The sequence below is a fragment of the Rhodoferax sp. genome (assembly GCF_028714215.1).
Classification (GTDB): domain Bacteria; phylum Pseudomonadota; class Gammaproteobacteria; order Burkholderiales; family Burkholderiaceae_C; genus Rhodoferax.
The window spans coordinates 1-26,476 of sequence record NZ_JAQTMS010000069.1; the positions used below are offsets into that span (position 1 = coordinate 1).

Annotated in this window: 30 protein-coding genes and 1 pseudogene; 11 read left to right on the top strand and 20 right to left on the bottom strand. The window is 61.9% G+C overall.

All coding sequences use genetic code 11. From position 1 onward, the window contains the following. Positions 1 to 122: 122 nt before the first annotated feature. The 6 genes from PHS32_RS21695 to PHS32_RS21720 are packed head-to-tail and all read right to left on the bottom strand — an operon-like array spanning position 123 to position 5,898. Entirely contained in the window at positions 123 to 374 is a 252-nt protein-coding gene (locus PHS32_RS21695) for a phosphopantetheine-binding protein (protein ID WP_301081492.1), read from the bottom strand. A 32-nt stretch (positions 375 to 406) separates the two neighbouring features. After that, positions 407 to 1,621 carry a dihydrolipoamide acetyltransferase family protein gene (locus PHS32_RS21700; RefSeq protein WP_301081494.1) on the bottom strand — a complete coding sequence of 405 codons (1,215 nt, stop codon included), beginning with the start codon at positions 1,619 to 1,621 and terminating at the stop codon, positions 407 to 409. Beyond that, positions 1,618 to 2,607 carry an alpha-ketoacid dehydrogenase subunit beta gene (locus PHS32_RS21705; RefSeq protein ID WP_301081495.1) on the bottom strand — a complete coding sequence of 330 codons (990 nt, stop codon included), beginning with the start codon at positions 2,605 to 2,607 and terminating at the stop codon, positions 1,618 to 1,620. The genes PHS32_RS21700 and PHS32_RS21705 overlap by 4 nt, the downstream gene beginning before the upstream one ends. Further along, positions 2,607 to 3,653 carry a pyruvate dehydrogenase (acetyl-transferring) E1 component subunit alpha gene (pdhA, locus tag PHS32_RS21710; protein ID WP_301081496.1) on the bottom strand — a complete coding sequence of 349 codons (1,047 nt, stop codon included), beginning with the start codon at positions 3,651 to 3,653 and terminating at the stop codon, positions 2,607 to 2,609. The genes PHS32_RS21705 and pdhA overlap by 1 nt, the downstream gene beginning before the upstream one ends. Continuing rightward, on the bottom strand, positions 3,650 to 5,428 hold the full coding sequence (gene acsA, locus PHS32_RS21715; protein ID WP_301081497.1) for an acetate--CoA ligase: 1,779 nt from the start codon (positions 5,426 to 5,428) through the stop codon (positions 3,650 to 3,652). The genes pdhA and acsA overlap by 4 nt, the downstream gene beginning before the upstream one ends. Before the next feature lie 17 nt (positions 5,429 to 5,445). Then, positions 5,446 to 5,898 carry a CBS domain-containing protein gene (locus PHS32_RS21720; RefSeq protein WP_301081498.1) on the bottom strand — a complete coding sequence of 151 codons (453 nt, stop codon included), beginning with the start codon at positions 5,896 to 5,898 and terminating at the stop codon, positions 5,446 to 5,448. A 156-nt stretch (positions 5,899 to 6,054) separates the two neighbouring features. On the opposite strand from PHS32_RS21720, the gene PHS32_RS21725 reads away from it, so the two are divergent. Then, complete coding sequence (locus PHS32_RS21725) at positions 6,055 to 6,678, top strand: phosphoribosyltransferase family protein (protein WP_301081499.1); 624 nt, start codon at positions 6,055 to 6,057, stop codon at positions 6,676 to 6,678. Between the two features lies 1 nt (position 6,679). Here PHS32_RS21725 and PHS32_RS21730 read toward each other — a convergent pair whose 3' ends face one another. The 4 genes from PHS32_RS21730 to amrB form a co-directional block, all read right to left on the bottom strand. After that, positions 6,680 to 7,321 (bottom strand): alpha/beta hydrolase, encoded by a 642-nt coding sequence (locus tag PHS32_RS21730; protein WP_301081500.1) that lies wholly within the window; start codon positions 7,319 to 7,321, stop codon positions 6,680 to 6,682. Positions 7,322 to 7,382: 61 nt separating this feature from the next. Beyond that, positions 7,383 to 8,465 (bottom strand): AmmeMemoRadiSam system radical SAM enzyme, encoded by a 1,083-nt coding sequence (gene amrS, locus PHS32_RS21735; RefSeq protein ID WP_301081501.1) that lies wholly within the window; start codon positions 8,463 to 8,465, stop codon positions 7,383 to 7,385. Continuing rightward, positions 8,462 to 9,154, bottom strand: coding sequence for an AmmeMemoRadiSam system protein A (gene amrA, locus PHS32_RS21740; protein WP_301081503.1), 693 nt, complete (start codon positions 9,152 to 9,154; stop codon positions 8,462 to 8,464). The genes amrS and amrA overlap by 4 nt, the downstream gene beginning before the upstream one ends. Continuing rightward, entirely contained in the window at positions 9,144 to 10,160 is a 1,017-nt protein-coding gene (gene amrB / locus PHS32_RS21745) for an AmmeMemoRadiSam system protein B (RefSeq protein WP_301081504.1), read from the bottom strand. The genes amrA and amrB overlap by 11 nt, the downstream gene beginning before the upstream one ends. Before the next feature lie 174 nt (positions 10,161 to 10,334). On the opposite strand from amrB, the gene PHS32_RS21750 reads away from it, so the two are divergent. Next, complete coding sequence (locus tag PHS32_RS21750) at positions 10,335 to 11,243, top strand: LysR family transcriptional regulator ArgP (RefSeq protein ID WP_301081506.1); 909 nt, start codon at positions 10,335 to 10,337, stop codon at positions 11,241 to 11,243. On the opposite strand, the gene PHS32_RS21755 is transcribed toward PHS32_RS21750, so the two are convergent. From PHS32_RS21755 to PHS32_RS21765, 3 genes are read right to left on the bottom strand one after another with little or no spacing between them, the layout of a single operon-like run. Beyond that, positions 11,240 to 11,662 carry a universal stress protein gene (locus tag PHS32_RS21755; protein ID WP_301081508.1) on the bottom strand — a complete coding sequence of 141 codons (423 nt, stop codon included), beginning with the start codon at positions 11,660 to 11,662 and terminating at the stop codon, positions 11,240 to 11,242. The genes PHS32_RS21750 and PHS32_RS21755 overlap by 4 nt on opposite strands. Next, a complete protein-coding gene (locus PHS32_RS21760) occupies positions 11,659 to 12,552 on the bottom strand; it encodes a metallophosphoesterase (protein ID WP_301081509.1) in 894 nt (297 codons plus the stop codon). The genes PHS32_RS21755 and PHS32_RS21760 overlap by 4 nt, the downstream gene beginning before the upstream one ends. An 11-nt stretch (positions 12,553 to 12,563) precedes the next feature. Beyond that, complete coding sequence (locus tag PHS32_RS21765) at positions 12,564 to 13,520, bottom strand: LysR family transcriptional regulator (RefSeq protein WP_301081511.1); 957 nt, start codon at positions 13,518 to 13,520, stop codon at positions 12,564 to 12,566. Positions 13,521 to 13,648: 128 nt separating this feature from the next. Here PHS32_RS21765 and PHS32_RS21770 point away from each other — a divergent pair, with 128 nt between their 5' ends. Continuing rightward, positions 13,649 to 14,068 (top strand): hypothetical protein, encoded by a 420-nt coding sequence (locus tag PHS32_RS21770; protein WP_301081512.1) that lies wholly within the window; start codon positions 13,649 to 13,651, stop codon positions 14,066 to 14,068. 113 nt (positions 14,069 to 14,181) lie between these two features. Here PHS32_RS21770 and PHS32_RS21775 read toward each other — a convergent pair whose 3' ends face one another. From PHS32_RS21775 to PHS32_RS21805, 7 genes are all read right to left on the bottom strand, one after another. Further along, positions 14,182 to 14,322 (bottom strand): hypothetical protein, encoded by a 141-nt coding sequence (locus PHS32_RS21775; protein WP_301081513.1) that lies wholly within the window; start codon positions 14,320 to 14,322, stop codon positions 14,182 to 14,184. 184 nt (positions 14,323 to 14,506) lie between these two features. After that, the gene (locus PHS32_RS21780) at positions 14,507 to 15,853 is read right to left on the bottom strand and encodes a metallopeptidase TldD-related protein (protein ID WP_301081514.1); all 1,347 of its coding nucleotides are present in this window, start codon (positions 15,851 to 15,853) and stop codon (positions 14,507 to 14,509) included. After that, the gene (locus PHS32_RS21785; RefSeq protein ID WP_301081515.1) at positions 15,850 to 17,280 is read right to left on the bottom strand and encodes a TldD/PmbA family protein; all 1,431 of its coding nucleotides are present in this window, start codon (positions 17,278 to 17,280) and stop codon (positions 15,850 to 15,852) included. Before PHS32_RS21785 ends, PHS32_RS21780 begins: the two co-directional genes overlap by 4 nt. A 56-nt stretch (positions 17,281 to 17,336) precedes the next feature. Beyond that, the gene (gene lipA, locus PHS32_RS21790; protein ID WP_301081516.1) at positions 17,337 to 18,350 is read right to left on the bottom strand and encodes a lipoyl synthase; all 1,014 of its coding nucleotides are present in this window, start codon (positions 18,348 to 18,350) and stop codon (positions 17,337 to 17,339) included. A 25-nt stretch (positions 18,351 to 18,375) separates the two neighbouring features. Beyond that, positions 18,376 to 19,119 (bottom strand): lipoyl(octanoyl) transferase LipB, encoded by a 744-nt coding sequence (lipB, locus tag PHS32_RS21795; RefSeq protein WP_301081517.1) that lies wholly within the window; start codon positions 19,117 to 19,119, stop codon positions 18,376 to 18,378. Positions 19,120 to 19,125: 6 nt separating this feature from the next. After that, a complete protein-coding gene (locus PHS32_RS21800; RefSeq protein WP_301081518.1) occupies positions 19,126 to 19,398 on the bottom strand; it encodes a DUF493 family protein in 273 nt (90 codons plus the stop codon). After that, positions 19,395 to 20,294, bottom strand: coding sequence for a D-amino acid aminotransferase (locus tag PHS32_RS21805; protein WP_301081519.1), 900 nt, complete (start codon positions 20,292 to 20,294; stop codon positions 19,395 to 19,397). Before PHS32_RS21805 ends, PHS32_RS21800 begins: the two co-directional genes overlap by 4 nt. Positions 20,295 to 20,441: 147 nt before the next feature. Here PHS32_RS21805 and PHS32_RS21810 point away from each other — a divergent pair, with 147 nt between their 5' ends. The 8 genes and pseudogenes from PHS32_RS21810 to PHS32_RS21845 form a co-directional block, all read left to right on the top strand. After that, positions 20,442 to 20,933, top strand: a complete 492-nt coding sequence (locus PHS32_RS21810) for an ATP synthase subunit I (RefSeq protein WP_301081520.1) — start codon at positions 20,442 to 20,444, stop codon at positions 20,931 to 20,933. Positions 20,934 to 20,984: 51 nt separating this feature from the next. Continuing rightward, on the top strand, positions 20,985 to 21,872 hold the full coding sequence (atpB, locus tag PHS32_RS21815) for a F0F1 ATP synthase subunit A (RefSeq protein WP_301081521.1): 888 nt from the start codon (positions 20,985 to 20,987) through the stop codon (positions 21,870 to 21,872). Between the two features lie 47 nt (positions 21,873 to 21,919). Continuing rightward, the gene (gene atpE, locus PHS32_RS21820) at positions 21,920 to 22,186 is read left to right on the top strand and encodes a F0F1 ATP synthase subunit C (RefSeq protein ID WP_188709704.1); all 267 of its coding nucleotides are present in this window, start codon (positions 21,920 to 21,922) and stop codon (positions 22,184 to 22,186) included. A 37-nt stretch (positions 22,187 to 22,223) separates the two neighbouring features. After that, positions 22,224 to 22,694 carry a F0F1 ATP synthase subunit B gene (locus PHS32_RS21825; RefSeq protein ID WP_301081522.1) on the top strand — a complete coding sequence of 157 codons (471 nt, stop codon included), beginning with the start codon at positions 22,224 to 22,226 and terminating at the stop codon, positions 22,692 to 22,694. Between the two features lie 10 nt (positions 22,695 to 22,704). After that, positions 22,705 to 23,235, top strand: a complete 531-nt coding sequence (locus PHS32_RS21830; RefSeq protein ID WP_301081523.1) for a F0F1 ATP synthase subunit delta — start codon at positions 22,705 to 22,707, stop codon at positions 23,233 to 23,235. A gap of 52 nt (positions 23,236 to 23,287) precedes the next feature. After that, positions 23,288 to 24,841 carry a F0F1 ATP synthase subunit alpha gene (atpA, locus tag PHS32_RS21835; protein ID WP_301081524.1) on the top strand — a complete coding sequence of 518 codons (1,554 nt, stop codon included), beginning with the start codon at positions 23,288 to 23,290 and terminating at the stop codon, positions 24,839 to 24,841. A 30-nt stretch (positions 24,842 to 24,871) separates the two neighbouring features. Next, positions 24,872 to 25,768: a F0F1 ATP synthase subunit gamma gene (gene atpG / locus PHS32_RS21840; RefSeq protein WP_301081525.1), complete on the top strand. Its 897-nt coding sequence runs from the start codon at positions 24,872 to 24,874 to the stop codon at positions 25,766 to 25,768. Positions 25,769 to 25,821: 53 nt separating this feature from the next. Then, positions 25,822 to 26,476: pseudogene (locus PHS32_RS21845) on the top strand (F0F1 ATP synthase subunit beta); the annotation flags it as partial.

Here is a 26,476-nt window from a genome sequence, read left to right on the forward strand (position 1 = left end):
TCGCGTCGCGTGGGCTTGCGGTAGTTCTCGAAAGTCTGATCGGCTGCCATGGCTAGGGTTTGTTGTTTCATCGGCCTGTAACGCTTCAGCCCCTTGGGGCGTGGACCTTAATCATCAAATCCTTAGAGCAATCGGGCTTGCAGGTAGTCCAGCACGTCGTTGAGCGAAATCAGTCGGGCGTAGTCCGACTCCGCCACCTGCACACCGAAGCGCTCATGCAGGCTGACCAGGAAATTGAGCCAGTCCATCGAATCCAGATCGACCTGGTGGCGCAGCGCTTGCTCGGGTGCCAGCGCGTCGGGATCGAGTTCCGGCGCAATCGCGCGCAACAAGGACAAAACGGCTTCCTGTAGTGTTTGCCGATCGGTTTTCATGCTCAGGCTCCTCGCGTGCAGGCCGGTTCTGATCAAACACCAGCCAGTGTTTGCGGTTGTTGCAGCAACTCGCGCAGTTCAACCAGAAACAGGGCGCCGCGATGCCCGTCCGAGGCCCGGTGATCGGCGGCCAAGGTGGCGCAAACCAGCGGTTGGACACGCACTTCACCGCCCAGCACCCAGGGGCGCGGCGCGATCGCACCAAAGCCCACCAGCGCCACCTGCGGCGGGTAGATCACGCCGAACACCGACGCCACGCCCTGGTCGCCCAGGTTGGTGATGGTGACAGTGGGATCGCTCATCTCGGAACTGCGCAGCGAGCCGGCGCGCGCGCGCTTGACCAGATCGGCCAGCTCGCGCATCAACAGCGCCAGTGGTTTGTCAGCGACGTCGTGCAGTGCCGGAGCCACCAGCCCGCCACCGCGCAGTGAGATGGCGACACCGGCATGCACGGCGGCGCTGGGCTGAAACTGCCCGTCGCGGTAAAAGCCGTTGAGTTCGGGCGTGCGTTGCAAGGCCACGGCCACGGCCTTGAGCAGCAGCGCGGCGCTGAGGATGCGTTCGCTAATGGGCCGGTCCTGGTTGCGTTCCTGCAGCCAGGCCAGCGCATTGGCCATAGGGATGGTCTCGGCCAGGTAATAGTGCGGAATCTCGCGCTTGGAACGGCTCATGGCGGCGGCAATGGCCTTGCGCATTTCGGTCTGCCGATCGGCTGCTGCGTTGGGGCTGGGTGCCGTTCCCGCCGCATGCGTCGTTGGCGCGGCGGCAGCCGCTTCGATGTCGGCCAGCGTCACCGACCCCTGCGCACCGGTGCCCCGCACGCTGTCGGGGGCTATACCCAAAACCCTGGCCCGCTGGCGTGCCGAGGGCGACACGGCAGGCCGCGTGGTGATCGGCATTTTGGAGGCTTGCGGCAGGTGTTGCGTTTCAGGCGCTGGAGCGGATGCCGGGACGGAGGCTGGTGCCAGCTCGGCCGCCGCGGTCAACTCCGCTGACATCGGCGCCAGCTCGCCCGGTTCCAGCAGCGTCGCCAACAGCGTGCCCACCGGCACCTTCTGACCCGGCTGCACCAGCAACTCGTGCAGCACGCCGTCGTGCCAGATTTCGACGTCCACCGCCGCTTTGGACGTGTCTACCACGGCCACTACCTGACCGCGCTTGACGCTGTCGCCCGGCTTCACGGCCCAACTGAGCAGCGTGCCTTCGTCCATGTCGGCGCCCAGCGACGGCAGCTTGAACTCGATCATGCTGTGTGCCCCAGCAAGGCGTGCACGGCAGCGACGATTTTCGGCACCTGGGGCAGCGCGGCTTCTTCCATGTGGCGGGCATACGGAATCGGAACCTCCTCGCTGCAGACCCGGGCCAGCGGCGCATCGAGGTCGAAGAAGGCCTGCTCGCAGATGCGGGCCATGATCTCGGCCGCCAGACTGCCGGAGCGCCAGCCCTCGTCCACCACCAGGGCACGGCGGCACTTGCGCACCGAAGCCATCACGGTGGCGTCGTCGAGCGGGCGCAACACGCGCAGGTCGATCACCTCGGCGCCGATGCCTTGCATTGCCAACTCCTCGGCCGCCTGTAACGCCTTGGGCAGGCTGCCGCCGTGCGTGATCAGGCTGACATCGGTGCCGGTGCGGCGCACGCGGGCGCTGTGGATGTCCACCACGGGCGGTGCGCCATCCGGCAGTTCGTCCTCCAGGTTGTAGAGCTGCGCGTGTTCGAAGATCAGCACCGGGTCTGGGTCCGCCAGCGCCGGTGCCAGCATGGCGCGTGCATCTTCCACCGTGGCCGGGGCCAGCACGCGCAGGCCCGGCACGTGGGCGTACCAGCCCTCGAAACTGTTGGAATGCTGGGCCGCCACCTGGCGTCCGGCGCCGGTCGCCATGCGGATCACGATGGGCACCGAGAACTGGCCGCCCGACATGTGGCGCAACATGGCGGCCGTGTTCACGATGGGGTCCAGCGCCAGCAGGCTGAAGTTGACCGTCATGACCTCGACAATCGGGCGCATGCCGCCCAGCGCGGCACCGATACCGGCACCGACAAAGCCGAGTTCGGACAGCGGCGTATCGCGAATGCGCTCCGGGCCAAACTCGTCCAGCAGGCCCTTGGATACCGCATAGGTGCCGCCATAGCGGCCGACATCCTCGCCCATCAGAAAGACGCGGGTGTCGGCTTGCAGAGCGTCCCGCAGCGCCTCGCGCAACGCTTCGCGGTAGCTGATGCGCCGACCCATCAGACACCCCCCCGGGCGGCGGCGTCTGCGCTGATTTGCTGGCCGGCAGGCGTGTGCACGTCGCGCAGCAAGTCCTCCACGGGCTCCCAAGTACCCGCTTCGGCAAAGGCGACGGCGGCTTCGACCTCGCCTTGCGCTGCCGCGTCCAGGGCCAGAAATTCGGCTTCCGTCAGGCTGCCTTGCGCTTTCAGGCGCGCGCTGTAGGTGTGGATCGGCCCGCGTGTCTTCCAGGCCTCGATTTCCTTTTTGTCGCGGTACAGCTCGGGGTCGAACATCGAGTGGGCGCGAAAGCGGTAGGTCCGCAGTTCCACAAACGCCGGGCCTGGTTGCTCGCGTACCTGCCGCGCGGCGCGCTGCACAGTTTCATGCACCGCCACCACGTCCATGCCATCAACCCGCATGGTGGGCGTGCCGTAGGACGCCGCCTTGAGGCACAGATCGGTCTGCGATTCGGAACGCGCCAGTGCCGTGCCCATGGCGTAGAGATTGTTCTCGCAGCAGAACAGCACCGGCAGTTGCCACAGCGTGGCCAGGTTCATGGCCTCGTGAAACGCGCCTTCGGCCATCGCGCCTTCACCGAAAAAGCAGGCGGTCAGCGCTTTGCGCCCGGACATCTTGTCGGCCAGCGCCAAGCCTGCCGCCAGCGGCAGGCCGCCGCCGACAATGGCTTGCCCGCCGAAGAAGCGGTGCGCCCGGTCGAACAGGTGCATGGAGCCGCCGCGTCCGCGCGAACAACCCTGCTGTTTGCCGTACATCTCGGCCATGATGGAACTCATCGGGAGGCCGCGCAGCAGGGCGTGGCCGTGCTCGCGGTAGGTGGCCACGACGTTGTCCTGCGGCTGGAGTACCCGCAAGGCACCGGCGGCCACCGCCTCTTCCCCGATGTACAGGTGCAGAAAGCCGCGAATCTTTTGCAAGCCGTACAGCTCGGCCGCCTTCTCCTCCAGGCGGCGGATGCGCAGCATGTCGGACAGCACGGCCACGGCAAAGGCCTTGTCCCAAGGCACCGGGCCAATTGGCGCAGCCGCTACTTGAAAATCCGTCATGCGCCGCCCTCCAGGGTCGAGGTATCGCCTTCCGGCAGACCCAGTTCGCGCGCCTTCAGCAGGCGGCGCATGATCTTGCCGCTGCGGGTGCGCGGCAAGGTCGGCAGAAAAGCAATCTCCTTCGGTGCCACGGCCGCCCCCAGGCGCTTGCGGGCATGCGCCATGATGTCCAGGCGCAGTGCCTCACCGGGCGCGTAGCCGTCCTTGAGCGAGACAAAAGCCTTGACCACCTCGCCCACCATGGGGTCGGGTTTACCGATGACACCGGCCTCGGCCACCGCCGGGTGTTCCATCAGCACACTCTCGACCTCGAACGGGCCTATCAGGTGCCCGGCCGACTTGATGACGTCGTCGGCGCGGCCGACGAACCAGTAATAGCCATCGGCGTCAACCCGCGCCAGATCGCCGGTCAAATAGAGGTCGCCGGCAAAACACTTGCGGTAGCGCGCCTCGTTGTTCAGGTAGCCGCGAAACATCGACGGCCAGCCGGCCTTCAAGGCCAGTTCGCCTTCAACGTCCGGGCGGTCGATGACGCGCACCCGCGGCGGCTCGTCCTCGGCTTCCAGATGCTCGACGATGCAGGCCTCGATGCCCGGTAGCGGCCGGCCCATGGAGCCCGGCTTGATGTCAAAGGCCGGCGTGTTGGCAATCATGATGCCGCCGGTCTCGGTCTGCCACCAGTTGTCGTGAATCGGCAAGCCCAGCACTTCCTTGCCCCACCAGACGGCTTCGGGGTTAAGCGGCTCGCCGACGCTGGCGACAAAACGCAGGGCCGGCCAGCGGTGCTGGTCCGCCAGCGCCACGCCGGCTTTCATCAGCATGCGGATGGCGGTCGGTGCGGTGTACCAGACCGTGATGCCTTCCTGCTCCAGCAGCGTGTACCAGCGCTGGGCATCGAACTCCTCGCGGTCGATCAGCGAGTTGACGCCTTGCAGCAGCGGCGCGATGATGCCATAGGAAGTGCCGGTGACCCAACCCGGGTCGGCAGTGCACCAGTAGCGGTCCTGCGGGTGCAGATCGAGCGCATAGCGCCCGGTGGCATAGTGGGTAACGACCGCGCCATGCACGTGCAACGCGCCTTTGGGGGTGCCGGTGGTGCCGCTGGTGAAATGCAGCAAGGCGGGGTCATCCGGCTGTGTCGGCACGGTGGTGAAGGTATCCGGCGCCGCCGCCATCAAGGTCGCCCAGTCGAGCGTGTCCGGCTCGTTGCTGATGCCGCCGTCCTCGGCCACCAGCAGCACGTGGCGCAGCGTGGGCATCTGCTGGCGCCACAGTTTGACCTTGCGCCGGTAGAGAGAATCGGTGGTCACCAATACCTGGCCGGCGCCGAGCTGGATGCGCTTGGCAATCGGCTCCGGGCCGAAGGCCGAAAACAGCGGCGTCACCACGGTGCCATTCTTCAGTGCGCCCAGCACCGCAAGGTACAGCTCGGGAATGCGTCCGGCCAGCACAAACAGGCGGTCGCCTTTGCCGACGCCAAGCCCTTGCAATACGTTGGCAAAGCGATTGGTTTGCCGCGCCAACTCGCCGTAGCTCAGATCGACGGCAGGCGAATTGCGGGCCACAAAGTGCAGCGCGGTCTGGTCGCGCAAGGCCGTTTCGGCATGCCGGTCAACCGCCTCGAAGCCAATGTTCAGACCACCTCCCGGCAAGCCGCGCAAGCCACCTCGCGCGGCATCCCAGGAGAAAGCGCTGCGCCCACCCTGGTAGTCGGTCCAATGGGGTGGCAGCCGAAAATCGGCCGCAGTTTTGTGAATGACTGGGGGTCTCTCCATACGCGCCCTGTTTGGTACTAGCCTCTCTGGTCGATCTCGCGATCCCTGGCGCCGGCAAGACTGGCGGCAAGATCGGCCAGTTCATGCGTCAGCAGTTCAAGCACGTCCTCCAGGCTGACGATGCCTACCAGTCGACCTTCAGCGTCCGCAATGACCAGCCGGCGCAGGCGGTGCGTTCGCATCAGCTGGACCGCATCCATGGCGTCCATTTCGGGGTCGGCCAGGACCAGATCGACCGACATGATGTCGCCAGCGGTAAAGACCGTCGGATCGAGCTCTTCGGCCACCAACTCGAGTACCAGATCGCGATCCGTCACGATGCCGACGGGTCGAGTTTTCTCCTGGGCGTCAACCACCACCAAGGCGCCAATGTGATGCCGGCGCATCAGTTGGGCTACCACCAGCGCGGGGGTTTCCGGCTCAACCACGGCGACCGCCGAGGTTGCGAAGTCCTTCAGTTGAGTCACCATCTGCTTGCCAAGCCTCAATAGTTAACAGCCAGATGGCCGCCCATCGCGCCACCTAAACGGTTTCAGAATAGTCTGGCTGGGAGGCATCGCGTTGAGAAAAATCAAGCTTTCGCCAGCGCAACGCATCAAACTTCATTCGGATGGAGGATGGCAACCATGTTTCGTGATCGCGAGGACGCGGCCAGTCGTCTGGCCGAAAGACTGCAAGCCTACCGTGGCAAAAATCCGCTGATCCTGGCGATTCCACGCGGCGCGGTGCCGATGGCCAGAATCATCGCCGACCAACTGGGCGGTGAACTTGATGTGGTGCTGGTGCGCAAGCTGCGCGCGCCGCAGCAGCCGGAACTGGCGATTGGCTCGGTCAATGAAAGCGGCTGGACTTATCGGTCCGACTACGCCGAACTGTATGGCGCGGACGCGGCGTACATCGCATCCGAGAAGCGAGCCCAGATGGAAACCATCCGCCGGCGCCGTGCCCAGTACACGCCGATTCGCCCGCCGATAGACACCAAGGGACGCATCGTCATCGTGATCGACGATGGCCTGGCCACCGGTGCCACCATGATTTCGGCACTGCACGGCTTGCGCGTCGGTAAACCGGCGAAACTGATTTGCGCCGTGCCGGTGGCACCACCCGATACGCTGGACAAAGTGGCTGCTCTGGCGGATGAGGTGGTGTGTCTCGAGGCACCGCTATTCTTCCAGGCGGTGGGACAGTTTTACCAGCATTTCCCGCAGGTCGACGACGACCAGGTGATCGAGATACTGAAAGGGGCTTGACTCAGGTTTTGAGGTGTCGGCTGAACCAGGCGGCGGCCCGATCCGCCACCTGTTCCAGCGTGCCGGTTTCTTCAAACAGGTGCGTCGCCCCTGGAATAATGGCCAGCTCCTTGCTGCAGTGCAACCGGGCATAGGCCTCGCGGTTGAGTTCGAGCACCTGCTCGTCCAGGCTCCCCACCAGCAGCAAGGTGGGCGACTTGACCCTCGCCAGCGCCTGCGTTCCGGCCAGATCCGGACGACCGCCACGCGATACCACGGCATGAATTTCATCGCCCAAGGCTGCCGCGGCCTGTAGCGCCGCGGCAGCCCCGGTGCTGGCGCCGAAGTAGCCAATCGCCAACTGCCGCGTCGGGGGCGTGTGTTGCCTGACCCAGTGGGTGGAGAGCAGCAGGCGGTGCGTCAGCAAGGCAATGTCAAAGCGGGTCTGGTAGTCCAGGTCTTCGGAAACCGTGAGCAAGTCCAGCAACAAGGTGCCCATGCCCTTGTCGCGCAACACCCGCGCCACGTAATTGTTGCGCGGGCTGTGGCGGCCGCTGCCGCTGCCATGGGCGAACAGCACGATGCCCGGGGCCGTCGCCGGGAGTTCCAGCAGGCCTTCGAGATGGACGCCTTCGGCCGGGATGCTTAGCAGTTGCGAGTTCATGATCTGTCTCCTGATCGGTTGCGGACAAGACTGCGCCAGGCTCTGGTCTGGCCTCAGAGTTTCATGCCCGGTTGATGGCGATCGGAATCCGTTTGCGGCCAAAGTTGCCGGCGTTTGCGCCAAAACGCCCGGCCACGGCAGCGCCGCAGTCCGGGCAGTGGCCGTCAGCGCCCAGGCGGTATTGTTTGATCTGGTACCAGTCGCGTACGATCAGCGGCGTGCGGCAGCCCGGGCAGTAGGTGGTGTCGCCTTCTGCGTGATGCACGTTGCCGGTGTAGACGTAGTGCAGGCCCTGCTGGATGGCGATGTTGCGCGCCCGCACCAGCGTGGCTGGCGGGGTGGCGGGTACCTCAGGCATCTTGTGGTCGGGGTGGAAGGCCGAGAAGTGCAGCGGCACATCAGGCCCGAGCTCCCGCATCAGCCATTGGCTCATGGCTGTGATTTCGGCGTCGGAATCGTTGTGGCCCGGGATCAACAAGGTAGTGATCTCGAACCAGACCTGCGTTTCATGCTTGAGGTAGACCAGGGTGTCGAGGACAGGTTGCAGGTGCGCGCCGGTGAGCCTGAAGTAGAACTCGTCGGTGAAGGCTTTCAGGTCCACATTGGCAGCGTCCATCCTGGCGTAAAAGTCACGCCGTGGTTGGTCGTGCATGTAGCCGGCCGTCACTGCCACAGCCTGCACGCCCAGCGCATGGCAGGCGTCGGCCACATCCATGGCGTACTCGGCAAAGATCACCGGGTCGTTGTAGGTGAAGGCGACACTTCGGCAGTCATATTTGAGGGCCTCGGCGGCGATGGTCTGCGGTGAGGCCTGATCCATCAGGCGGTCCATGTCGCGCGACTTGCTGATGTCCCAGTTCTGGCAAAACTTGCAGGCCAGATTGCAGCCGGCGGTGCCGAAGGACAGCACGCTGCTGCCGGGGTAGAACTGGTTCAACGGTTTTTTCTCGATCGGGTCTATGCAAAAGCCGGAGGAACGCCCGTAGGTGGTGAGAATCATCTGCCCGCCTTGGCGGGCGCGCACAAAACAGGCGCCGCGCTGGCCCTCGTGCAAGCGGCAGTCGCGCGGGCACAGATCGCACTGCATGCGGCCGTCGGTCAACATGTGCCAGTAGCGCCCGGGGTAACTCGATTCCCGCATCATGGCTTCCCGCGACCGGTCGCTCCTGCCAGCGCGTGGGCGGCGGGCCGGAGATCTTTTTCCTTCCATTTGCGCACCCCGTAGCGCTGTAGTCGCATGCCCTTGGCCCAAAAGTCGGCTGGCAGCCCGGCCTTGCGCTTGAGATGGGACATGAACTCGGATGCCGTGGGCAGTTGCTCCCAGACCTGCGGCAGAAAAGTGCTGCGGAAATGCTGGAACTCGAGCACCACGCCGTCAATGCCGGGCTGCAACTGGGCCAGCGCCTGCGCTTCACTGTCAAACTGCATGGCTTGCATCGGTGACAGCAAAGACACTTCGATCTCGGTGTATTCAAGCTCCGTGACGGCCAGCGGCAAGAAGCGTGGGTCGCGCAGGGCGGCGGCGACCGCGTTCGCCTTCACGTCGGCCAGTAGCGGGCGGCGCGCTTCCAGTGTGCCGATGCAGCCGCGCAATTGCCCCTGCTGGGTCAGGGTGACAAAAGAGGCGCCCAACTCCTGCAGCCAGACCGCATCCTCGGCCGCCACGTGGCTGCGCCCCAGCGCTGTCGAGATGGCGGCGCGGGCAATCGGTAGCAGTGTGGTGCCGGGCTCAGGCAGCGCCCAAGCGGTGTGTTGCGTATCGTCCTGATGCCGCGCCGGGGCCGGCGTCTGCTTGGGGTGATCAACTGCCGATTTTGTGGAATCAGTGGACATCATGGGATCCTGAAGTGTTGAGGAAGGTGCGGGTGCTCCTGCCGCTGCGGTCTGTCCCGCAGGGCGGACGTTCAACACCCGACATACGGTTGGGGACAGGACTTGCGCACCTTGTGTCGCTGCGGTCTGTCCCGCAAGGTGGACCTCCAACATCCGACAAAATGTTGGGGACAGAGCTTGCGCACTGCGTGTCGCTACGGTCTGTCCCGCAAGGTTCCATGAAGGCAAAAGCGGCGTAGCCGACGACGCGGCCCTTGTCGCCGGCGGTGTCACCGGAATTGCAGTGTCCCAGCAACTGGGGCCGCAGGTGGTGCCGCGTGGCCGCCAGCAGCAAGCCGTTGACCGGCGTGCCGCCGCAAGCCTGTTGGTGCGTCAGTGCGCCGTCCATGGCCAGAATGTTTTGCACGGTCTCCTGGTCGACGGCCTGTGCCGCGCGGTAAGGCAGGAAGTGCGACAAGTCGGAACTGATCACGATCAGCGTTTCCGCTCCGCCCCAGAGCACCTCCAGCACTTGAGCCACTTCTGCCGGCGTGGCGTCACCCACCGCCAGCGGGACCAGCTTGAAGTCTTGCAGCACCGCCTGCAGAAACGGCAGTTGCACCTCCAGCGAGTGCTCCGGTGCGTGGGCTGCCGGGCTCACTACCACCTGGCGCAGCGGCGTGATCGCCGCAACTGCGGCTTGATCGATCTCGATCTGGCCCAGGGGCGTGGCAAAGTAATCGACACCGGGCAGGGCCAGGCCCCGCACCGCTACCCGGTGTACCGGACCCAGCAAGATGACACGCCGGATGCTTGTTCGTGCCGCCGCCAGACGCGCGTAGGCCAACGCGGCCGTGGCCCCGGAGTAGATGTAGCCGGCATGGGGCACGATGATGGCCTTGGGCGCGGTGGCGTTGTCGGTACTGGTGTTGGCGTTGGCCAGCAAGGCCATGACATGGCTGGACAAGGTTGAGCTTCGACCGGGATAAAAGGCACCAGCAACAGCAGGTTCACGGACTTTGTGCATACAGACCTCCATCTGCAAGCCTATGCCACCCAACATCGGGATGACTTGTTTCTTATCAAGTCAGATCGCGCCATGGCCATGGCTTGCAGCTTGGTTCACTGGTTCCTGGGTGAGGTCGTGAAATAATAGAAGCCAGACTGAATTTTGTGAAGAAGCATCAAAACTTCTTCTGCCATGAATACCTTTGACCTCAACGCCCTGGAATGTCTTGCCGCCATAGTGGAAGAGGGGGGCTTTGAGCGCGCCGCGGTGCGCCTCTCGATCACCCAGTCCGCCGTGTCGCAGCGCCTGCGCTCGCTTGAGGTGCAGGTTGGAACCGCGCTGATTGTGCGCAGCCGCCCCTTGCGGGCCACCTCGGCGGGGCGCTTGCTGCTCAAGCATGCCATGCAGATGCGGCTACTGCGGGCCGATCTGGAGCGTGATCTCAAGGATCTGGCACCCGGCGCCGGGGGTGGTGGACAAGACGTGGAGCGAATTTCGATTGCCATCAACGCCGACAGCATCGCCACCTGGGCCCTGCCGGCGCTCGGGCGGGTGGCACGTCAGGGTTTGGGTCTGGAGATCATCACCGATGACCAGGATTTCACCATTGAGTGGCTGCGCGAAGGTCAGGTGCTGGGTTGCGTGACTACTGTCAAGCAGGCCTTAAGGAGTTGCCGGCTGGTGCCGCTGGGGGCCATGCGTTATGTGGCGGTGGCACAGGCGGCCTACGCCGCCGAGCATTGCCCGGATGGTTTGTCACCGCACAATTTTCGCGCCTTGCCCTTCATTGCCTTTAACCGCAAGGACGACTTGCAGTCGGAGTTCGTCGCGCGCGCCCTCAATCTCAAACATATCGCGCTACGTCAGTTGTATGTGCCCAGCTCGCAAGGACAGGTGCGTGCCGTGCTGGATGGGTGGGGTGTCAGCGTGGTGCCGGAACTGCAGGTGCGCGAACAGCTGAATGACGGCAGTCTGGTGGACATTGCACCCGGCAATGCGTTGCCGGTCGAGTTGTACTGGCATTGCTGGAATCTGGACTCTCTGGTTCTGGATGCGCTCACGACCGCCTTGACCGCCGCGGCGGCGGTGTCGCTGACCTAACGCACCAGCAGCACCGGCACCCTGCAATTGGCCAGCACCTGGGTGGCGACCGAACCCATCACAAGATTGACCAGGGTGCCGTGGCCATGCGAGCCCATGATCAACAGGTCGAATTTTCCGCTGTCGGCCAACTTGGCGATGCTCTCGCCGGCATGGCCGATCTTCCAACTGCTCTTGGCGTCGATGCCGTGGCGCAGTAGAAATTTGGACACCGGGGCCAATACCTTCTCGGCCTCCTCGGCATAGTATTTGTCGACAATCTCCTTGCCAACAGCGGCGCGTGCCCGGGGCGGCAGCACGGGTTGGACCGTGAACACGGTGTAGTCGTTGCCCGGGGTAAACAATTCATCATGCGTGGTCAGGTAGGCCAGCATCTTTTTGGTGTAGGGACTGCCATCGACGGCGAGAAGAATTTTCATTTGAGTTCCTCTGTCAAAACACCAGTGTACCCAACGTCGTTGCGGTCTCGGAGCTGGATGCAAAACGTGGCATCAAAAGCAGTTTGCTCGTTCTTTCTGGCGTAGCCCAGCGGATTGGCGACGACGCGGCAGCCATTCTTGACGTAATCGCTGGGGGCGTGCAAGTGACCATGCAGCCAAAACTGGGCCAGGGGTAGCAAGTGGTCCAGTGCACTGCAAAACCCGGCCGTCCCCGGTGCGACGCCATAGCGCGGATCGGCGCTCAGGAGGCTGGGGGCGAAATGGGTTAGCACCACCGTGATACCGTCAAAGGGTTCCAGCAGCGCTTTTGTCAACCAGTCCTGGCACAGCAGGGCCTGCTCGCGCGCACTCTCGGCCAGCATCGGCACGCCCTGCCGGGTGGTTCCGGTTTTCTTCAGGTAATAGTTGGCGGCCCGAAAGGCCTTGTCGCGCGCCCTGAGTTGTTGCGCGAGCAGTCCGGCAGAGAGGGTGTCCGCTGTTGTCGCGAGCGGACCGAGGGCGTCGAAGTCGCTCCACAGTGTGGTGCCGACAAAGCGAACCGGCCTGCCATGCCGGCTCCGGTAGGTGACGACTTCCCGCTCCAGCCAGCCGATGCCCAACCGCCCGCAAGTTTCGCGCAGGCGCGCGTGTGCCGCGTCGAAGTCAAGTGTGTCGTACTCATGGTTGCCGGGTACAAACAGCACCGGTGTCGGCCAGCCCTGGTGGGGCGAAAAGCGGGTCAGGCCAAAGTCGTCATCCGGCAGCAGCGAGCCGGCCTGGTAGGAGCCGACGTCACCCGCCAGCAGCAACAGATCAGCCCCCGGTGCCGGGGTGGCGACCCAATGCGGGTGGACTTCAAGGTGCAGGTCTGACAGCAACTGGATCTTCATTGGGCTGTTTTTCAGACGGTAAATGCGGAATTCGCTACGGCCGAGATGGTGGCGCGCAACCATTCATGGGCACTGACGCGGTGCAAGCGGTGGTGCCAGAGGGCGTCAACATGAACCGTCGGCACGGCAAAAGGCAATTCCCGCAGCACCAACTGGTCCGTCAAACCGGTACTGTTCACGAAATGGCGCGGCAAAACGGTCAGCAAATTGGAGTGGGTTACGACCTTGCCCGCGGTAAAAAACTGATTCACCGTGAGCACGATACGGCGCTCGCGCTTGAGCAGTGCCAAAGCTTCGTCAACGAAACCAAAAGGACGTCCCGAAAAACTGACCAGCAAGTGGCGCGCGGCGCAATACCGATTCAGAGTAAAGGGCCCTTTGGCCAGGGGATGATCGCGACGCATCACGCACACGTATTCGCCGCTGTAAAGCCGTTGCTGGCTGAACGCGATGGCTTCGCCGGCCTGCGCACGGGCTGTCAAATCAGCGAAAGCCGCGGGGAAGTAGCCAATCGCCAGGTCGACCGCTTCGTCCTCGAGCAGACGGCGCGGATCGCGGGTGGTCAGGGGGACCACGCGGATCGAGACGCCGGGAGCCTCGCGGTCCATGACTTCGACCAGGCCCGGTATCAGTGCCGCCGCAGTGGCGTCGGCCATGGCCAGCACGAAGGTGGTGTTGGCCTGGGCCGGAACAAAGTTGCTGGGGGTCAGGACCTCTTGCAGTTGGCGCAGTGCGTCGCGCACTGCCGGCCACAGCGCCAAGGCGCGAGGCGTCGGCGCCATCGCCTGACCATTGCGCTTGATCAGTTCGTCGCCCACGGCCTCGCGGAATCTGCGCAGCGCATTGCTGACCGCCGGCTGCGTGAGTGAGAGCTTGCGTGCCGCCCGGGTCAGGCTGCGTTCGGTCATCACTTCATCGAAAACCCGCAGCAGGTTCAAATCAAGTGTGCGGAAATTGCTTGGGTTCATGGAAGGAATTAATCACCATTGTGAATAGGTTGAATCATACAAATAAATTTGAAACATATTAGCGTAAACCCTAATATAAGACCATGTCCGCGCCGTTCATGGCGTGGTGTTGAAGTAAGGATTTGATCATGGCCAGTTTTATACAACCCAGTTTCCCCTCCCGGCATCTGGGTCTTGCCCGCGTTGAGTCGGCGGTTGCCGGAGTGAGGGCAATACGCCGTGGCTTCGACAGCACCAGGGGTTTGAGCGTCATGTTGCTGGCAGCCATGGTGTCGGCACTGGTGGTGGTGGCGGACCAGTTGATTGACACCTGGGCGGATGGCCATTTGTTGGCCGCCTGGGTCGCCCTGTGGTTGATCGGCTTTGCCGCATTGGCTCTGTTTTCGGCGCCGGCGCGTAAGTTGGCTGTTACTGCAGTGGGGGCTCTGAACGCTTGGTCCGAGCGCCTCGCGAGAGCCCGTGCCGACGAACGCCTGTGGGCGCTGGCCAAGGCCGATCCGCGTGTGATGGCGGACCTTGAAGCCGCCCGGTCGCGTAGCGAATCCTGATAAAGCAGGAGCGAGCCGTGATTCGGCGCGGTTTGCGCCGCTCATTAAAAATGCCACCGATCGGTGGCATTTTTAATGGTGAATTGTCCCGAACAATCGGGAGCATCGGTTCGTCAGGCCATTGAAACAGCAATGAAGGCCAACAAAAATATCAGTACGGCACCGGCCAGAGGCAACACCAGAGGGATCGAAGAGACGACTGCTTCGACCGGGTCAATTTCGGTAACCTGCGTGCTGGGAGTGGGGCTGGACATGGTGATTCCTTGAATTTTGGGATACGCAACAGGCTTGATTTTATCCATACCAGGGCCATTGTGCTTGCCGCTCAGCCCGCCGCCATTGCGCCAGCCGACCGGCGCGCACCATGCCGCGGATCGCGACGGCGTCTAAGAACTTGTCCGTAAATAACTGGGGCCCCCAGTTATTTACGGACAAGTTCTAAAGGGTGAAGGTGAAATTGTCAATCAATGCGCCAGGCGTGCGGGAGCCACCCAGGGCGCGTTGAAAATAAGTGTCCACCGCGGGGTCGATTTCGGCCCCAGTCGTCAGTGCCATCAGCTTGCTGCCCAGCGCGCTGTAGAGGCTCTCGTCCCAGCGCAAGTCCTTGATCGGGCCGACGATCTCGCCGCCAGCAACCCAGAAGCAGGCGTACCGCGTCATGCCCGTGACGCGAGCCGATACCGGGTCGCTCCAGTTGAGGTAGTGCAGGTTGGACAGGTAAAGACCCGTGCCAAGCGCTGGCAGGATGTCTTTTTCCTCCAGCGATCCGGGTCTGACATCCAGGGCGCGCGGCGCTTCGGTTTCCGACGCGGCGTTGGCCAGCAAACCGTATTCCTTGGCGCTGCGCGAACTCACCAGCAAGGTCTTGAGTTCGCCGTCCTCGATCAGTGGAAACGTCGTTGCCGAAACCTCGCCGAGGCTGTTGAAGCGTGGCGTCAGGCCCAAAGCGAAGTTCTCGTCGACGTGCAGCAGCGGCGACAGGTGGGCCTGCCTTTCGGCGAGCTTCTTGAACGGGCTGCGGCCCTGCTTCCAGGCGGCGCCGGAGAGGGCATTCCAGCCCAACATGCCAAGCAGGTCAGAAAAAGCGCGCGGCGCCAGATAAGTGCGGTAAGCGCCCGGCTTCACGTCCTGTTGCGGCCGGCTCAGCAGTTGCAGCAGCGCCTTGGTGCGTTGCAGGTTGGCCTCCCAGTCGGCCGCGTTCCAATGCGAGCCGGCATAGCTGCCCTTGGCGGCTTGGGGTCCGTTATAGAGTGAATAATCCAGGAAGAAAGTTTCGGTGGCGAACCAGTGGCTCTGGCCTTTCGAGTTTCGATTGCCCCGAATGATGCAGCCGCCAGCGTACAGACCGGCCAGATCGCAGCCTGCGGCGGGCTCCACCACGGCCGGCACGATTTCTTCGGGTGCCAGCAACTGGCCGCTGAATTCCTCATGGCTGGTGCCGTGGTTCTCGAGTGGCACCTGGTTGGGATCGAGCGGCAGCACCGATGCTTCATGGCGGCAGCGCTCCAGCAAGCGGGTCATGGCCGCCCGATCGACCTCAAGCTGGCCGGTGAGCGTTCGGCTCTTTTCCACCGTGCGGCCATTGCTTTGCAGGCGTAGCGCCAGGCTGAGCTGCTCGACGTCGGTATTCTGGCGCACGCGGTTGCCGTTGAAACGCACGTACAGTGTTTCTTCGGCGCTGAGGTTAAGAGTGGCTTCTTCGCCGACGACCAACTGGGCCAGCAATTCGGTGCTGAGCTGGTCGAAATGCCGCTGCACCCGGGTCGTGAAATCGTGCGCTTTCATGCTTGACCCCCGAACACTTCGACATCCCGGAACAGACACGGCGGCGAAGCATGGCCAACCCGGATGACCTGGCTGGGTTCGCCCTTGCCACAAAAAGCGGTGCCGTGGGTGGTCGGGTCGCGGCCGACGCCGGCCAGCCGGTTCCAGAAGTCCACCGTGACACCACGGTAGTTCGGGTTGCGCACCACTTTCCCAAGCTTTCCGTTCTCGATCAACTGGCCCAGTTCACAGCCGAACTGGAACTTGTTGCGGTAGTCGTCAATCGACCAGGACCGGTTGGTGCGCATCAAGACGCCCCGCTCGACCTGGCCAATCAGCTCTTCGAGGGAGGCGTTGCCAGGTTCCAGGTTGATGTTGGCCATTCGATCGATAGGCGCCCGGTTCCAGGAGGACGATCGAAAATTGGCGACGCCGGGCAAGCCGGAGCGCAACTGCGATTCGAGGGCGCCCAAACCGCGCTTGAGCACCCCGCGCTCGATCAGCAATTCCTTGCGGGCCGCATGGCCGCCATCGTCGAAGGCATAGCTGGCAAGCTCATGCGCCATGGTCGGATCGAAGGACACGTTCATCAGGGCCGAGCCGTATTGAAGGTGGCCGAAATCCTGCTGTTTGACAAAGCTCCAGCCGGCGTAGTTGCGCTCGTCGCCGAGGATGCGGTCGAGCTCCAGCGGATGGCCCACCGATTCATGGATTTGCAGCATCATCTGGTCGGGCATCAGGATCAAGTCCATGCGCGCCGAGGGGCAGTTGTCGGCCTGTAGCAGCGCCAGCGCTTCGCGGGCGGTGTCTTCGGCTTGCTGCGCCAGTGCGGCGCGATGAAACACTTCACCACCCAACTGGCCGGTCCGGGACCAACTCCGGGTCTGGGACTCGAGGCCTTCGGCGGCCGTCGCCGACAAGGTGACGTCGGCCATGTCGAAGCTCTGGCGGGTGTCCGACCCGTTGGACGAAAAGAAGTTGATCTCGGTCTGGATCAGCATCGCACTGGCGCTGCGATTGACCAGCGCATCCGACAGCTTCATGGCCTGCGAGGCAGCCACCAGGCAGTCGGTAATTTCAGCCAGGCTGGTGGTGTCCAGATCCCGCTGGCGTGGGCTGCGGTAGCTGCCTACCGCCCTGGGCCGTTGGCCAGGCCCGAAGGCCTGCACTTTGTAGGGACTGGTGGCGCGGCTGGTGGCAATGGCGCGGTCGAAGGCGCGCTGCAAACCCGCTCCGCTGAGATCGGCGGTGGCGGCATAGCCGAAATGACCGTCCACCAGCACCTCGCACATGGCACCTTCTTCGAGAGAACTCTGGTTTCGCTCCGGCCGGTCGTTGCGCACGACGCGTTGGGTGGTGGTTTCACTCGAATGGCGCAGCCCCGCCCACTGGGCTGATTTCAGTGCGTGACGCAGGGCCGATTCAAAAGGGACGACAGTACTGGGCATGGGTCAGCGAGCGCGGTGCAAGAGGCGCAAGAAGTTTTCAAAAAGAGGTGTTTCGATCAGCCGGCGGGTTTGCCCAGCGCGTGGCCAGCCTGCAAATCGGCGTGGTAGCTGGACCTTACCATGGCGCCCACGGCGGCGTGCTTGAAGCCCATTTCGTAGGCTTTCGACTCGAACATCTTGAAGCTGTCGGGGTGCACGTAGCGTTTCACGGTGAGATGTGAAGTGGAGGGTGCCAGGTACTGGCCGAGGGTCAGCATCTCGATGCCGTGAGCCCGCATGTCCCGCATCACCGCCAGAATTTCATCGTCGGTTTCGCCCAGCCCCACCATCAGGCCGCTCTTGGTCGGCACGTTGGGGAACAAGGACTTGAACTTTTTCAGCAGGTTCAGGCTGAATTGATAGTCGCTGCCGGGTCGCGCCTCCTTGTACAGGCGCGGTATGGTTTCCAGGTTGTGGTTCATCACGTCGGGCGGCGCGGCTTTCAGGATTTCCAGCGCCCGGTCGTCGCGACCGCGGAAATCGGGCACCAGAATCTCGATTTGTGTGCTGGGTGACAGCGCGCGGGTCTGGCGGATGCAGTCGACAAAGTGCTGGCTGCCGCCATCGCGCAAATCGTCCCGGTCGACGCTGGTGATGACCACATATTTGAGTTTGAGCTGGGCGATGGTTTTGGCCAGGTTGGCCGGCTCGTTCACATCCAGGGGGTCCGGGCGGCCATGGCCCACATCGCAAAACGGGCAGCGCCGGGTGCACTTGTCGCCCATGATCATGAAGGTGGCCGTGCCCTTGCCGAAACACTCGCCGATGTTGGGGCAGGACGCCTCCTCGCACACCGTCACCAGTTTGTTGGAACGCAGCACGTCCTTGATTTCGTAAAAGCGGGTGCTTGGCGAGCCGGCCCGGACGCGAATCCATTCCGGTTTTTTCAGCACCTCGCCGGGCTGCACCTTGATCGGAATGCGTGACAGTTTGGCGGCAGCCTTCTGTTTGACCGAGGGGTCGTAGCCGGTCTGCGGCTGGACTTCGCGCAGCGTCGGCGTGGCTACCGGGGTGTCGTGGCTAGGGTTCATGGTGAATAAGGGCGTTCAGGGGGCGTCAGGGTGCCAGATGGATTGCGAGCTTGTGGCCCAGGACGTCGGCCGCTTCAGCCCAGCCGACGGATACCCCAATTGTAGAAAGGTCCACGGTTTGCAGCCCGGCATAACCACACGGGTTGATGCGTGAATAGGGTTCCAGGTCCATCGCCACATTGAGTGCCACGCCGTGGTAAGTGCAATTGCGGCTGACCTTGATGCCCAGGGCGGCGATTTTGCCCAGGCCCGTGAAGTCGGGACTGGCAGCATGCTTTGGCGGTACCAAATTGGGGTCCGATCCAGCGCGCTGCGCGCTTGGATTCGACCCCGATTTCCTGGGGCGCTGCGGCAGCATGGCGTGCGAACCAGGATCCTCCAGTCGGACATAGATGCCCGGCGCTCCGGCGACGCGGTGCCCCGTGACACCAAAATGCAGCAGCGTGCGGATCACCGCCTCCTCGATCCGGTACACGTATTCCTTGATGAAATAGCCGGCCCGCTTGAGGTCGATCAGCGGATAGGCCACCACCTGGCCCGGGCCATGGTAGGTGACCTGCCCACCGCGGTTGGTTTGCACCACGGGAATTTCTGCCGGGTTAAAGATATGTTCGGGCTTGCCAGCCAGGCCCTGGGTGTAAACCGCAGGATGCTCGCAAATCCATAGCGCATCGGGGGTTTCCGGGGTGCGTGCGGCGGTGAAGGCCTGCATGGCGGCATAGGTCGGCAGGTAGTCGACCAGACCGAGCTGATGGGGTGACATGGCCATGGCGGTCTACAGCACCACCTTGACCATCGGGTGTGTGCTCAGCGTGCGATAGAGCTCGTCGAGCTGCTCGCGGCTGGTGGCGGTGACGGTGATGGTCACACCCAGGTACTTGCCGCCCTTGCTCTCGCGCAACTCGACCGTGGCGGCATCGAATGTGGGGTCAAACTGCCGCGCAATCAGCGTGATGGCGTGCACCAAGCCCTCGGCCTTGACACCCATGACCTTGATCGGGAACAGCGACGGGTATTCAATCAGCGACTCGGTGGCTGCGCTGGTCACGGGGTGCCGCCCTGCTGTGCCTGAGCTTTGGCCTCCTGGTAGCCAGCATAAAGCCGTGCGTACACCGGACCCGGCCGGCCGCTGCCGACCGGCCGGCCGTCCAGCGTAGTGACGGGCAGCACTTCCTTGGTGGCCGAAGACAGCAACACTTCGTCGGCGTTTGAAACTTCCTCACGGCTGACACGGCGCAACTCAAAGCCAATACCCTTGCTACGGCAGATTTCCTCGATCAAACCGTAGCGTATGCCTTCCAGGACCAGATTGTCTTTCGGTGTGCCCAGTACTTTGCCCGCCTTGACGACCCAAACGTTGCTGGCAGCGGCCTCGCTCAAAAAACCGTCGCGGAACATGATAGTTTCCAGTGCGCCGGCGTCAAAGCTGATCTGGCGGGCAAAGACCGAGCCCAGCAGGCTGGTGCTTTTGATGTGGGCTTTTGCCCAGCGGAAGTCGTCCGCCGTGACGCAGGCCACGCCCTGGCTGCGCTGCGCGTCACTGGCCAGATTCATCTGGTTGGCCATGACAAACACGGTGGGTGTGATGTTGGCGGGCATGACGTGGTCGCGCATGGCGACACCACGGGTGATTTGGATGTAGATCAGTTGATTGATATCTTCGGTCTTGGCGCCGGCGTAATCAGCGTAAGAGGCCACCAATTTGAGCGCAAGCTCAACCCACTGGGCGCGCGACATCGGGTTGACCATGCGCACTTCAGCCAGACTGCGGTCGAGTCGTGCCATGTGCTGGTCAAAACGGAACAAGCGCCCGCCATAGACCGGTACAACCTCGTAGACACCGTCGCCAAAAATGAAGCCGCGGTCCATGACGCTGATCTTGGCCTTGGGAAGCTCGGTGAACTCACCGTTCAAATAGCAGGGAAGAGGGGGAAGAGTGTTCATGGACCAATTATGCCGGGACGTCTGGCCGCCGTGGCAGCCGCCTCCAAGTTGACATTTGTCAATAGAACAGGTCGAAAAGATGCCGGTTTCTACGTATAATTCAAGGCTTTGCGACAGCCGTCGGGCGTAACCTGCGTGTAATTTGAGATGTCGATAATCACGCCAGTTTCCGGATTTGACTCGGATGAGTCTGAAGAGTTGGCGTTCAAGCGGCTCAGTGCCGAGGAAGCGCAGGCGCTTCGAGAACGGCAGCCCTCGGTCTCACCTTGGCGGATAGTCGCTGTGCAGGTAATGGTGACCTTGTTGGTGGCGCTGGCTGCCTGGGGTTTTACCGGAAGGTCGGGCGCGGCATGGTCGGCTGGCTATGGTGGCTTGGCGGTGGTTATTCCTGCCGTGTTGTTTGCGCGGGGTCTGATGAGTCAGTTCTCGTCCCTTAACGCGGCGACCGCCGGGTTTGGTTTTTTTGTCTGGGAAGCGATCAAGATTGCCGTCAGTGTCGGCATGCTTTTTGCGGCCCCGCAGTTGGTCACGGATTTGGACTGGTTGGCAATGCTGATTGGCTTGATCGTGACCCTGAAGGTGTATTGGGTGGCGCTGTTGATGCGTCCAAAATCAAAACGTAGTTTCAGTGGAAACTAGCTTGTGCGCAAGTCATGGTCGCAACTGAAAAAATAGACTGAAGAGTTAACAATGTCCGCAGAAGCAAACGCTCCGACAGCCAGTGAATATATTGTTCACCACCTGACGCATTGGCAGAACAAGAAGCAAGTCGATATCGTCGACTTCTCGGTCTTCAATATAGACTCCCTGTTCTTTTCGATTCTGTTGGGTGTGGTCGGCTGTTTCTTCCTTTGGAAAGCGGCCCGCCACGCCACCTCCGGTGTGCCAGGCCGGTTTCAGGCAGCGGTCGAAATTCTGATTGAGTTAGTGGATGGCCAGGCCAAATCCATTGTTCACAATGCCAAGAGCCGCAAACTGGTGGCCCCGCTGGCGCTGACGGTGTTTGTCTGGATCGTGCTGCTCAACACGATGGATTTGCTGCCGCTTGATCTGCTACCCATGGTGTGGGGCTGGATCTATGGCGCGGCCGGGCACGATGTGAGTCACGCTTATTTACGCGTCGTGCCGACTGCCGACCTGTCGATCAGCCTGGGTCTGTCGGTATCCGTTTTATTCATCTGTCTGTTCTATAACATCAAGATCAAAGGCATCGGCGGCTGGGCGCATGAGTTGGTGACGGCGCCCTTCGGCACCAGCAAGAACCCGGTCGCTGCGGTGATTTTGGCCGTGGTCAATGTCGCTGAACAATTGATTTCGTTCACCGCCAAGACCGTCTCGCATGGCATGCGGTTGTTCGGCAATATGTATGCCGGTGAACTGATATTCATGCTGATTGCTTTGCTCGGAGGTTCTTGGGCTTTCTCTGAGGATCCCACAGGTAGTCTGACGCTTTTGTTGCTGCACGTGGTGGCGGGCTGGATGTGGGCGGTGTTCCACATCCTGATCATTCTGCTGCAAGCATTCGTGTTCATGATGTTGACTCTGGTTTACATCGGGCAAGCGCACGACGCGCATTGATTTTTGGTTTGTTTTTGTCTTTTGTTTTTTCGTTAATCTAGGAGTGAATCATGGAAGTTATTAGTTTTGCTGCGCTGGCTGCTGGCCTGATCATTGGTCTGGGCGCCTTGGGTGCTTGTATCGGCATCGGCATCATGGGCAGCAAATACCTGGAAGCCGCTGCGCGTCAACCTGAACTCATGGGCGAACTGCAAACCAAGATGTTCGTGCTGGCTGGTCTGATTGACGCCGCCTTCATTATTGGTACCGGTATTGCCCTGTGGTTCGCCACGGCCAACCCGTTTCTGGCTCAAATCGCACGTCTGGTCAAGTAAACCCCGCCTGCAACAACCTTGTTGAAGGAGACTTACTGTGAACATTAATGCAACACTGGTGGTGCAAGCCATCGTCTTCGCATTGCTGGTGCTGTTTACGATGAAACTGATCTGGCCGCCGATAGCGGCTGCGTTGGATGAGCGTGCCAGCAAAATTGCCGATGGCCTGGCGGCTGCCGACAAGGCCAAGGCCGAGCTATCGACCGCCAACAAGCGCGTTGAAGCGGAGCTGGCCAAGTCACGCACCGAGACTACGGCCCGTCTGGCAGAAGCGGAGCGTCGCGGACAAGCCATCGTTGAAGAAGCCAAAGCAAAAGCGGTCGAGGAAGGCAACAAAATCGTTGCCGCAGCCAAGGTTGAAGCCGCGCAGCAAACCGTCAGGGCGCGCGAAGCACTGCGCGAGCAAGTCGCGGCATTGGCGGTCAAGGGTGCCGAGCAGATTCTGCGCAGGGAAGTCAATGCCGGTGTCCACGCTGAGTTGCTGGGTCGCTTGAAGACTGAGCTGTAAGAGGACCACCATGGCCGAACTTGCCACCATCGCCCGCCCTTACGCCGAAGCCTTGTTCAAGGCTGCCGCGGCTGACTTGAACGCAGTCGCAGTCTGGGTCGAGGCCTTGCAGGAAATTGCGCAGAACTCGCAGTTGCAGCAATTCGCTGACAACCCCAATGTCACCAATGCGCAGGTGTTCGATGTGATTGCCGGTGTCGCCAAAGTGGCGTTGCCGCAGATGGCGCAAAACTTCCTGCGTACCGTGATCGAAAACGGCCGCTTGAGCGCTTTGCCTGAAATTGCCGAGCAGTTTCGGGCCTTGAAGAATGCGCAAGGCGGTTCATCCGACGCAGTCGTGTACAGCGCTTTTGCCATTGGCGACGCGGCACTCTCGGATTTGGCGGCAACGCTGGAAAAACGCTTCGCCCGCAAACTCAATGTGAGCGTTCAATTGCAGCCCGATTTGATCGGCGGCATTCGTGTGGTGGTGGGTGATGAGGTTCTTGACTCTTCCGTCAAAGCCTCTCTGGAACAAATGAAAATGGCCTTGACCGCTTGAGGCGCAAGCCCCAGGTTGGCGCAGGCCCAATTAACGAAAGAAGGAAAGAGTCATGCAACTCAATCCCGCAGAAATTTCTGAACTGATCAAGAGTCGTATTGAAGGCCTGTCCGCCAGCGCCAACATTCGCAATCAGGGTACCGTCGTGTCGGTGACCGACGGTATTTGCCGCATTCATGGCCTGTCGGACGTGATGCAGGGCGAAATGCTCGAATTCCCGGCCGACGCCGAAGGCCAGCCCAGCTACGGTCTGGCGCTGAACCTGGAGCGTGATTCGGTGGGCGCCGTGATTCTGGGTGCTTACGAGCATATTTCCGAAGGCGACACCGTCAAGTGCACGGGCCGTATTCTGGAAGTGCCGGTCGGCCCGGAACTCAAGGGCCGCGTCGTCAACGCGCTGGGTCAGCCGATCGACGGCAAGGGTCCGATCAGCGCCAAGATGACGGACGTGATTGAAAAAGTGGCGCCTGGCGTGATTGCACGGCAGTCGGTGAGCCAGCCGATGCAGACCGGCCTGAAGTCAATCGACTCCATGGTGCCGGTGGGGCGTGGTCAGCGCGAGTTGATCATTGGCGACCGCCAGACCGGCAAGACCGCGGTGGCGATCGACGCCATCATCAACCAGAAGGGTCAGAACATGACCTGCGTTTATGTCGCTATTGGCCAGAAGGCCTCCAGCGTCAAGAACGTGGTGCGGGCGCTGGAACAAGCCGGTGCCATGGCCTACACCATTGTGGTTGCCGCGACCGCTTCGGAATCGGCGGCGATGCAATATGTAAGCGCCTACTCTGGTTGCACGATGGGCGAATACTTCCGGGATCGTGGTGAAGACGCCATGATCGTGTACGACGATCTGAGCAAGCAGGCGGTTGCTTACCGCCAGGTGTCCTTGTTGCTGCGCCGTCCGCCAGGCCGCGAAGCTTACCCCGGCGACGTTTTCTATCTGCACAGCCGTTTGCTGGAACGTGCCGCTCGTGTGAACGAAAAATATGTCGAAGACTTCACCAAAGGTGCGGTCAAGGGCAAGACCGGTTCCCTGACCGCGTTGCCCATCATCGAAACGCAAGCCGGTGACGTGTCGGCGTTCGTGCCGACCAACGTGATCTCGATCACCGACGGCCAGATCTTCCTGGAAACTTCGCTCTTCAATGCCGGTGTTCGTCCTGCCATCAATGCCGGTATTTCGGTGTCCCGCGTCGGCGGTGCAGCGCAAACCAAGTTGATCAAGGCCCAGTCGGGCGGTATCCGTACCGACTTGGCGCAGTACCGCGAGTTGGCTGCGTTTGCGCAGTTCGCCTCTGACCTGGATGAAGCGACCCGCAAACAACTCGACCGCGGCGCCCGCGTCACCGAGTTGCTCAAGCAGGCGCAGTACAGCCCGCTGCCCATCTCTTTGATGGCGGTCACCTTGTTTGCCGTCAACAAGGGCTACCTGGACGACATCGCGATCAACAAGGTGCTGTCTTTCGAACACGGTCTGCACGGCTATCTGAAGGACAAGAATGTGGCGCTGTTGGCCAAGCTGGAAGCCGAAAAGGCAATGGACAAAGACGCCGAGACCGAATTGAACGCTGCCATCGCCGCCTTCAAGAAGTCATTCGCTTAAGGTCACCTTAGAACAGCGAAGGAGGCTTTCATGGCTACAGGCAAGGAAATACGCGGCAAGATCAAGAACTTCGAGAGCACGAAGAAGATCACCAAGGCCATGGAAATGATTTCCGTGTCCAAGATGCGCAAGGCGCAGGACCGCATGCGCGCCGCAAGGCCTTATGCGGAGAGAGTGCGCAACATCGCCGCCAATCTGGGGCAGGCCAATCCGGAATACGTTCACGCCTTCATGAAGTCGAACGACGCCAAGGTGGCCGGCATGATTGTGGTGACCACCGACAAGGGACTGTGCGGCGGCCTGAACACCAATCTGCTGCGCAGTGTGACCAACAAGCTGCGTGAACTGCAATCGGCCGGCGTATCGGTGCAGGCGGTGGCGATCGGCAACAAGGGCTTCGGTTTCCTCAACCGCATCGGCGCCAAGGTGGTGTCGCATGTGACGCATCTGGGCGACAAACCGCATCTGGAGCGTTTGATTGGTCCGGTCAAGGTCTTGCTCGACGCCTATGCCAAGGGCGAGATCAACGCCGTTTATCTGTCCTACACCCGCTTCATCAACACGATGCGGCAGGAAGTGGTGCTGGAACAGTTGCTGCCCTTGTCGGCGGCCAGAATGCAGGCTGAAACCCAGGCCAGCGAGACCGCCAGCGGTGCCAAGCATGGCTGGGATTACATCTATGAGCCCGATGCCCAGGCCGTGATCGATGAACTGCTGGTGCGTTATGTGGAGGCCCTGGTCTACCAGTCGGTCGCCGAGAACATGGCCTCGGAACATGCCGCGCGCATGGTCGCCATGAAGGCGGCCACGGACAACGCGGGCAATGTGATTGGCGAGTTGAAACTGGTCTACAACAAGACCCGTCAAGCGGCAATCACCAAGGAATTGTCGGAGATCGTCTCCGGGGCTGCGGCGATCGGGGCCTAGAGGCCCGGCAGATGCAAGCAGTTAGCAAGATTTAATTTATTGGAGCAAACGTGATGGCTCAAGCCCAAGGAAAAATTGTTCAGTGTATTGGTGCCGTGGTTGACGTGGAGTTTCCACGCGATCAGATGCCCAAGGTTTATGACGCTCTGAAGCTCGAAGGAACGGCGTTGACGCTGGAAGTGCAGCAGCAGCTCGGTGACGGCATCGTGCGCACCATTGCGCTGGGCTCCAGCGATGGCTTGCGGCGCGGCTTGACGGTGTCCAACACCGCGCACCCGATCATGGTGCCGGTCGGTCAGGCGACCCTCGGGCGCATCATGGACGTGCTGGGCACGCCGATCGACGAGCGCGGCCCGATCGATTCCAAACTGCACGCCTCGATTCACCGCAAGGCCCCAACCTACGACGAACTCAGTCCGTCGCAGGAACTGCTGGAAACCGGCATCAAGGTGATCGATCTGGTGTGTCCGTTTGCCAAGGGCGGCAAGGTCGGTCTGTTCGGCGGCGCCGGCGTCGGCAAGACCGTCAACATGATGGAACTGATCAACAACATCGCCAAGGCCCACTCCGGTCTGTCGGTCTTTGCCGGCGTTGGCGAACGTACCCGCGAAGGCAACGACTTCTATCACGAGATGATGGACTCCGGCGTTGTCAACAGCAAGAACCTGGGCGAGTCCAAAGTGTCCATGGTGTACGGCCAGATGAACG